The sequence below is a fragment of the Pseudoalteromonas sp. TAE79 genome (assembly GCF_000498015.1).
GTDB lineage: Bacteria > Pseudomonadota > Gammaproteobacteria > Enterobacterales > Alteromonadaceae > Pseudoalteromonas.
In genome coordinates this window covers 1-7,554 of the sequence record NZ_AUTL01000063.1, presented here as the reverse complement: position 1 = coordinate 7,554, position 7,554 = coordinate 1, and the positions used below count along the sequence as shown (strand labels likewise).

5 protein-coding genes and 2 pseudogenes (1 of these 7 only partly in view) are annotated in these 7,554 nt (G+C 41.2%); all 7 read left to right on the top strand.

The window, feature by feature from the left end; translation table 11 throughout:
• Positions 1-88 (top strand): annotated as a pseudogene (locus L655_RS01000000124915) (carboxyl transferase domain-containing protein) (it extends 1,528 nt beyond the left edge of the window).
• 12 nt (positions 89-100) lie between these two features.
• On the top strand, positions 101-871 hold the full coding sequence (locus L655_RS0102515) for an enoyl-CoA hydratase/isomerase family protein (protein ID WP_024604000.1): 771 nt from the start codon (positions 101-103) through the stop codon (positions 869-871).
• A gap of 8 nt (positions 872-879) precedes the next feature.
• Positions 880-2,868: an acetyl/propionyl/methylcrotonyl-CoA carboxylase subunit alpha gene (locus tag L655_RS0102510; RefSeq protein WP_024603999.1), complete on the top strand. Its 1,989-nt coding sequence runs from the start codon at positions 880-882 to the stop codon at positions 2,866-2,868.
• A complete protein-coding gene (locus L655_RS0102505) occupies positions 2,868-3,764 on the top strand; it encodes a hydroxymethylglutaryl-CoA lyase (RefSeq protein ID WP_024603998.1) in 897 nt (298 codons plus the stop codon). Before L655_RS0102510 ends, L655_RS0102505 begins: the two co-directional genes overlap by 1 nt.
• A 262-nt stretch (positions 3,765-4,026) precedes the next feature.
• Positions 4,027-4,725 (top strand): CoA transferase subunit A, encoded by a 699-nt coding sequence (locus L655_RS0102500; RefSeq protein ID WP_024603997.1) that lies wholly within the window; start codon positions 4,027-4,029, stop codon positions 4,723-4,725.
• Positions 4,726-4,739: 14 nt separating this feature from the next.
• Positions 4,740-5,389 (top strand): annotated as a pseudogene (locus tag L655_RS01000000124910) (3-oxoacid CoA-transferase subunit B).
• Between the two features lie 334 nt (positions 5,390-5,723).
• Positions 5,724-6,605, top strand: a complete 882-nt coding sequence (locus tag L655_RS0102490; protein WP_002961883.1) for a LysR family transcriptional regulator — start codon at positions 5,724-5,726, stop codon at positions 6,603-6,605.
• The last annotated feature ends 949 nt before the right edge of the window (positions 6,606-7,554 follow it).

Below are 7,554 nucleotides of genomic sequence, written 5' to 3'. Positions count from 1 at the left end.
CGATACGCGTAATGTATTAGGGCTTGCGTTAACGGCTGCGAATAACGCACCAAAACGTGATTCGAAATTTGGCGTATTTAGAATGTAACCGGAGCGCAAAATGTCAGTAACACTACAAATAACAAAATCTAATGTGGCTGTACTTGTGTTAAGCCGCCAAGAAAAAAGAAACGCATTTAACAGTGAAGTAATACACGAGCTAATTCAGTGTATTGAACATGCAAATACGCTTGATATTCGTGCTTTGGTTTTAAAAACTGAGGGTAAACACTTTTCAGCCGGTGCCGATTTAGCTTGGATGAAATCAATGGCTGATAACAATTACGCCGATAACCTAGCTGATTCAATGCAATTAGCTAAATTAATGCAGGTATTGGCAAGCTCCCCGCATCCTACAATTTGTGCTGTGCAAGGTGCCGCTTTTGGTGGTGCTCTGGGCTTAATAGCCTGTTGCGACATAGCCCTTAGTAAAGACGATGCGCAATTTTGTTTAAGTGAAGTAAAGCTGGGTCTTATTCCGGCGGTTATTAGCCCGTATGTAATTAAAGCCATTGGTGAGCGCGCTGCTCGCAGGTACTTTTTAACGGCTGAAGTGTTTGATGCCCATACTGCTAAGCAACTTGGTTTAATTCATCAAGTAACCGGTAATTTAGACTGCGCGCTCGATAATATGCTGCAAACACTGATTGATAACGGACCTGTTGCAGTAAAAGCCGCAAAAGCATTAATTAACGATGTAGCAAATAAACCAATAACCGATGAACTCATTGAGCTTACCGCAGAGCGTATTGCAAAAATTCGCGTATCTGAAGAAGGTCAAGAAGGGCTAAGTGCTTTTTTTGATAAACGCCCACCCGCTTGGCAACTGTAGGATTGATTATGAAGACACAACGATTACAAAAAATACTAATTGCCAATCGTGGAGAAATTGCGTGCCGTGTAATGCGCAGCGCAAAACAAATGGGCTTAACCACGGTCGCGGTTTACTCTGATGCAGACAAACATGCCCAGCACGTAAAAATGGCTGACGAGGCTTACCATATTGGTGCCGCGCCAAGTAAAGATTCGTATTTAGTAGCAGACAAAATTTTACAAGTTGCCAAAGACTGCGGCGCTGACTGTATTCACCCAGGCTATGGTTTTTTATCTGAGAACAGCGAATTTGCTAAAGCCTGCGAAGCTAATAACATTGCTTTTATAGGGCCACCAGCAAGTAGCATTGAAGCAATGGGGTCTAAAACCCGCGCTAAAGAAATAATGGCAGCTGCTAATGTACCGTTAGTGCCTGGTTATTACGGTGATAAGCAAGACCCTGCTTTTTTACAAAGTGAAGCTGAAAAAATTGGCTACCCTGTACTCATTAAAGCGGCCTTTGGTGGCGGTGGTAAAGGCATGCGTGTGGTTGAAAAAGCACAAGACTTTATGAGCGCACTACAAGGTGCGCAACGTGAAGCGATTGCCGGTTTTGGTAACGACTTAGTGTTATTAGAGCGCTATGTAAACCAACCTCGCCATGTAGAAGTGCAAGTATTTGCAGATAACCATGGCAACTGTGTTTATTTAGGCGATCGTGATTGTTCTTTGCAACGTCGTCATCAAAAAGTAATTGAAGAAGCCCCTGCTCCGGGTTTATCTGACGAACTACGCAAAGAAATGGGCGAAGCGGCTGTACGTTGTGCACTGGCTATAAATTATAGAGGCGCAGGTACGGTTGAGTTTTTACTTTGTGGCGATGAATTTTTCTTTATGGAAATGAATACGCGCCTTCAAGTAGAACACCCAGTGACCGAAATGGTAACCGGTGTAGATTTAGTCAATTGGCAAATTAATATTGCGGGTGGGCAAACATTGCCAATGACACAAAGTAATATTCAATTGCAGGGTCATAGCTTTGAAGCGCGTATATACGCAGAAGATCCAGCCAACGACTTTATTCCGTGCTCGGGCACTATTGAAGCACTACACACACCCCTTAACAGTGAATTTGTACGCATTGATACAGGCATTGCACAAGGCGACGAAATTAGCCCGTTTTACGATCCGATGATTGCAAAACTTATTGTGCATGACGACAATCGCGAACAAGCACTGAGCCGCTTACAACAAGCCCTTGAGCAATTTCATTTAGCGGGTTTTAGCACTAACATTGGCTTTTTACATAATTTAGCAAGCCACCCCACGTTTAAACAAGGTGCGCCAAGCACACACTTTATTGCTGAGCAAGGTGATTCGTTAGTTGCTGTTGACGAATCGTTATTGCAAACAAGCCAGCTTATTGCTGCTTTTGCGTATTTAGAATCGTTAACTAATACCCAAAATACGCAAAGCAGTGCAAGCCCGTGGCAACAGCTGAGTGGTTTTACACTCAATGCACCACAAGTAATTAAAGTCCCTTTTGCCGATTTACAGCTAAGCGCTATAAAAACAGCAGCGGGTTATAGTATTACGCATAACGAGCATGTATTTAAACTACAAGGCACATTAAATAATAATCTGTGCAGTGTATTTATTAATGGTGAAAAACATAGCGCGCACGTAACTACGGTAGGCAATAGTGTGACAGTGATGAATAAAGCACTGCAAACTAAGCTTGAACTAGTTGATAAACATTATATTAGTTCGCACGAAAGTGAAGCACTGCCACTTGCGGCGCCGCTTAATGGCACAGTAGTTAAGCACTTAATCGACATTGGTAGCACAATTACCAAAGGCGATGCGGTTGTTATTATCGAAGCCATGAAAATGGAATACACGCTAAACGCACCGCATGACGGCATTTTAAAAAGCTACTGTTTTGGTGAAGGCGAATTAGTAACGCATGGAGCCTTACTTGCTATTGTCGAAGATACAACTGAGGAAGGTGCATAATGAGTGCCTTTCCAAGTAAAGTACGTATTGTTGAAGTTGGCGCGCGAGACGGCCTACAAAACGAAAAAACAGTAAGCACAGCCGATAAAGTAGCGCTTATTAACGCCCTAAGTGCTGCAGGTTTAAAAGATATTGAAGCGGGCGCGTTTGTCTCCCCTAAGTGGGTGCCACAAATGGCAGACTCAGCGGATGTAATATCAGCGCTAGATTTACCCAATGTAAATTTAAGCGCCCTTACACCTAACTTAAAAGGTGCACAAGCAGCGCACGCTGTTGGTATTAAAGAGTTTGCTATATTTACAGCTGCGAGTGAGTCGTTTTGTCAAAAAAATATCAACTGCTCAATAGACGAAAGTATTGAACGTTTTAGCGAAGTAATGGCGTTTGCTAAAGCTAATAATATTCGTGTACGTGGTTATGTAAGCTGTGTACTCGGTTGCCCCTATGAGGGTGATATTGACCCGCAAGCAGTACTAAGTGTATCGCAAAAGCTATTAGATTTAGGCTGTTACGAAGTAAGCCTTGGCGATACCATAGGTGTTGGCACCGCAAAAAAAGTAACGCAATTAATCGAGTTACTTTTAACGCACATTGATAAAGCCAAGTTGGCCGTGCATTTTCATGATACATACGGCCAAGCGCTCACAAATATTTACGCAGCTTTAAGCCTAGGTATTGCAACGGTTGACGCGGCAGTCGCGGGCCTTGGTGGCTGTCCTTATGCTAAGGGGGCGTCAGGAAATGTTGCCACCGAAGATGTAGTTTACTTACTGCAAGGGCTTGGCATTGAACACTCAATTGATTTACAAAGGTTAAGTGACGCTGGCTGGGAAATAACCAAAGCACTTGGTAAGCAACCTGTGAGCAAAGTATCTGTGGCACTGCACACAAAATAACCTGAGCTCTGGATAATAAATCTATCTCGAGCAGCTATTTTCAGCACTAACTGCGTTGAATTTACTTGCAATAGGCCAGCTATTGACGCGTAAATTCGCCTTGTTTTCACTGAAAATCTCTGGCTAGAGAAAATAAATTTAAATATCACCCTGATTCATATGTTAGTAAATCTATTAACCATTACATCAGGTTAAATAGCTATCTTATGAAATGATGATTAAAGATAGTTAACAACAAATAGCACACAATGAGGAGAGACTCATGGCCGGTTTTGATAAGGTAGTTTATAGCTACGAAGCTGCAATGGAAGGATTAAAAGACGGCGATACCATTATCGCCGGTGGTTTTGGTTTATGTGGTATTCCTGAGGGCTTAATTAAACAAATTAAGCACATGCAAACAAAAAACTTAACCGTAGTATCTAATAACTGTGGTGTTGATGACTTTGGTTTAGGTATTTTATTACAAGACAAGCAAATTAAAAAAGTAGTTGCCTCGTACGTTGGTGAAAACGCCCTATTCGAACAGCAGTTATTAAGTGGCGAAATTGATGTAGAGCTTACACCGCAAGGTACACTTGCTGAAAAAATGCGTGCTGGTGGCGCGGGTATACCTGCGTTTTACACCGCCACTGGTTACGGCACTCCAGTTGCTGAAGGCAAAGACGTAAAAGAATTTAATGGTCGCCCATACATTTTAGAGGAGTCTATAACAGGTGAATTTGCCATAGTAAAAGCATGGAAAGCCGATCGCTTTGGTAATTTAGTGTTTAGACATACCGCCATGAACTTTAATCCAATGGCTGCAACGGCAGGTAAAATTACCGTTGCTGAAGTAGAAGAAATTGTAGAGCCGGGTGAGCTTGAACCAAGCCAAATTCATACCCCAGGTATTTTTGTAAATCGCGTTATTAAAGGCAGCTTTGAAAAACGCATTGAACGTGTAACAACACGAGATTAAGCAGGAGCATAATTATGGCATTATCACGTGAACAAGTTGCAATGCGCGTTGCACAAGAACTACAAGACGGTTACTACGTAAATTTGGGCATAGGAATTCCGACACTCGTCGCAAACTATGTACCGGATGATATTGAAGTTATGTTACAGTCCGAAAATGGCCTTTTAGGCATGGGCCCGTACCCTACTAAAGCAGAGCTAGACGCCGATATGATTAACGCGGGTAAAGAAACCGTGACAGCAGCNCAGCCATATTTAATAGTGCAGATAGTTTTGCCATGATACGGGGTGGTCATGTAGACTTAACCGTTCTGGGTGCATTTGAAGTTGACCAGAACGGCAACATCGCATCGTGGATGATCCCTAAAAAGCTGATTAAAGGCATGGGTGGCGCGATGGATTTAGTCGCTGGCGCGAAAAATATTATTGTTACTATGACCCATGCAAGTAAGCATGGTGACTCTAAACTATTAGAGGCCTGCTCTTTACCGCTTACTGGCGTTAATTGCGTTAAAAAAATAGTAACAGATTTAGCCGTACTAGAAGTTAAAGACGGCGCATTTCATTTATTAGAACGCGCTCCGGGCGTAACTGTTGATGAAATCATTAGCAAAACAGCAGGTAAATTACTTGTTGACGGTGAAGTACCAGAAATGGTTTTTTAGGCTTTAGCTTAAAAATAACGCTTTACCCTGTACCGACCTCATTCCCAGTGCCAATGGCGCTGAGTTACCCAAAATCCCTCTCACGAGGGATTTTTTTTATCTTTTGCCATTATTTTTACCGTCATTCATACATCTGTAGTAAATTTTATCTATAATACAAATATAAATTAAATGTAAGCGCTTAGATTCTTTGCACTATTTTGTGGATAGTCTGCACCCTTTTTGTGAACTAGCGTTAAATTTATTTTTAACCTACTGATATTTATATATTAAATAGTTGGTTCAAATTTTGCCTAAGTAAGGCGTCTCAATAATTTAAATAATTCTGGAAAACATGCAAACTCCTATTCGTGGCCTTCGCTCTTTTTGCTTTGCCGCAAGAAGCCTAAGTTTTAAGCATGCAGCTAATGAGCTGTACTTAACGCCGTCTGCGGTAAGCCATCAAATAAAACAACTTGAAGAACAACTTGGTATTGAGCTTTTTCAACGTAAAACGCGTTCAATTAGCTTAACCACAGCGGGTAAAAACTTTTTTGATGCTGTGTCTCCTATCATCACAATGTTAGAGAGCACCATTAATGAGTTTAGTCAGATGCAGCAAAATACAAATTTGACGATTACCCTGCCTGAATTTTTTGCCAGCGAACTACTCATGCCTAAATTAAGTGAGTGGACGTCAGAACACCCTAATATAAACCTGCAAATGGACACGCTTAAAACACGCAAAGAATTAACGCGTCATAGCGATTTATCTATTGTATTGTCCTCTGGTAAACCTACTGAAGGGTTAGCGACTGAGTTGTTTAACCTTGAATATATTCCTGCATGTAATAAAAAATTGCTCGATCAGTGGAGGGACGATCATCGTCAAGCGCTTAACCAAGTTCCGCTAATCTTGCACAAAGCTCGCCCTTGGGCTTGGCATCAGTGGGCCGAAAAAGCAGGGATTGATGACTTTTCTCCTTCGCAGATTATTCAAATAGATAGCATGTTTGGTGTAGCGCGTGCAGCGCAGCAAGGCATGGGCATTGCACTTATCCCACTGCCTATTAGCCAAAGCTGGCTAGATGAGCAATGGCTTTACAAATTATTCGAACAGCCTTTAACAACTAAAGATAAATACTATTTAGTGCAGCACGAATCAAGCACGCCTAATCACCCGCTTGATTTATTTGCGAAGTGGGTTGTAAATACGTTTAGAAAAATCCAAGAATAATCCCCTATTAGACGAGTTGAGTAATACAACCTACTCTGTGTTGTATTACTGAACTCGTCTAAACCTCTCTACAATTTTTAATAATATTTTTTATTTAAATACATAAACTTAACGCCGAGCATTAGACTAAAGTCTATAGTTTAATTTTTTTCACTCATTGGTTTCATTTTTATCGTTTGTCGAAAATAAAGTTAAATATTAAAGTTACTTCATCAGCTCAAAACAACTTAGTTAATTTGTTTTTTAAGAGCAATAAATGCAACCTTTTGAGTTTTAGTAACTCAAACTTAGCAGTGAAAAGAATCTTATATTGTGTGTGTAAGATGTTGTCAGTGTGAAAAAGCGGTTCAAGTTAGGTGGTGACTTGGCTTGAACTGTTTTTATTCTTGGCTCAACCACATGATATGCATTACAAAGCTACTAAAGCGTAGCAAACCGAATCTTTATATTGTGTGTGAAGATGTTGTCAGTGTGAAAAGCGGTTCAAGTTAGGTGGTGACTTGGCTTGAACTGTTTTTATTCTTGGCTCAACCACATGATATGCATTACAAGGCTACGTAAGAGTCGTAAACAGAATCTTTATATTGTGTGTGAAGATGTTGTCAGTGTGAAAAGCAGTTCAAGTTAGGTGGTGACTTGGCTTGAACTGTTTTTATTATTAAGCACATACATAATATAGTTATATACTGGTTAATACCTTTTAAAAAGCCCCGTAAGTTATAACTTACGGGGCTTTTTTGTTTGCCCAGCGAAGCTGGCAAACCCGATAGGCTGAAAGATGCCTTATCACCCTGACTAAGGGGAAGATAATCTGAATGGCAAGGGCATCACTGGCCAACGGTGGGGTCTGAAGGAAGCCATAAGAAGTTAGAGGTACACAACTAACCGTAACCTGTTTCGGCAGTATTGGTGGGTCAGCGTGCAAAATAGCGCAACGCCCTATACTTAG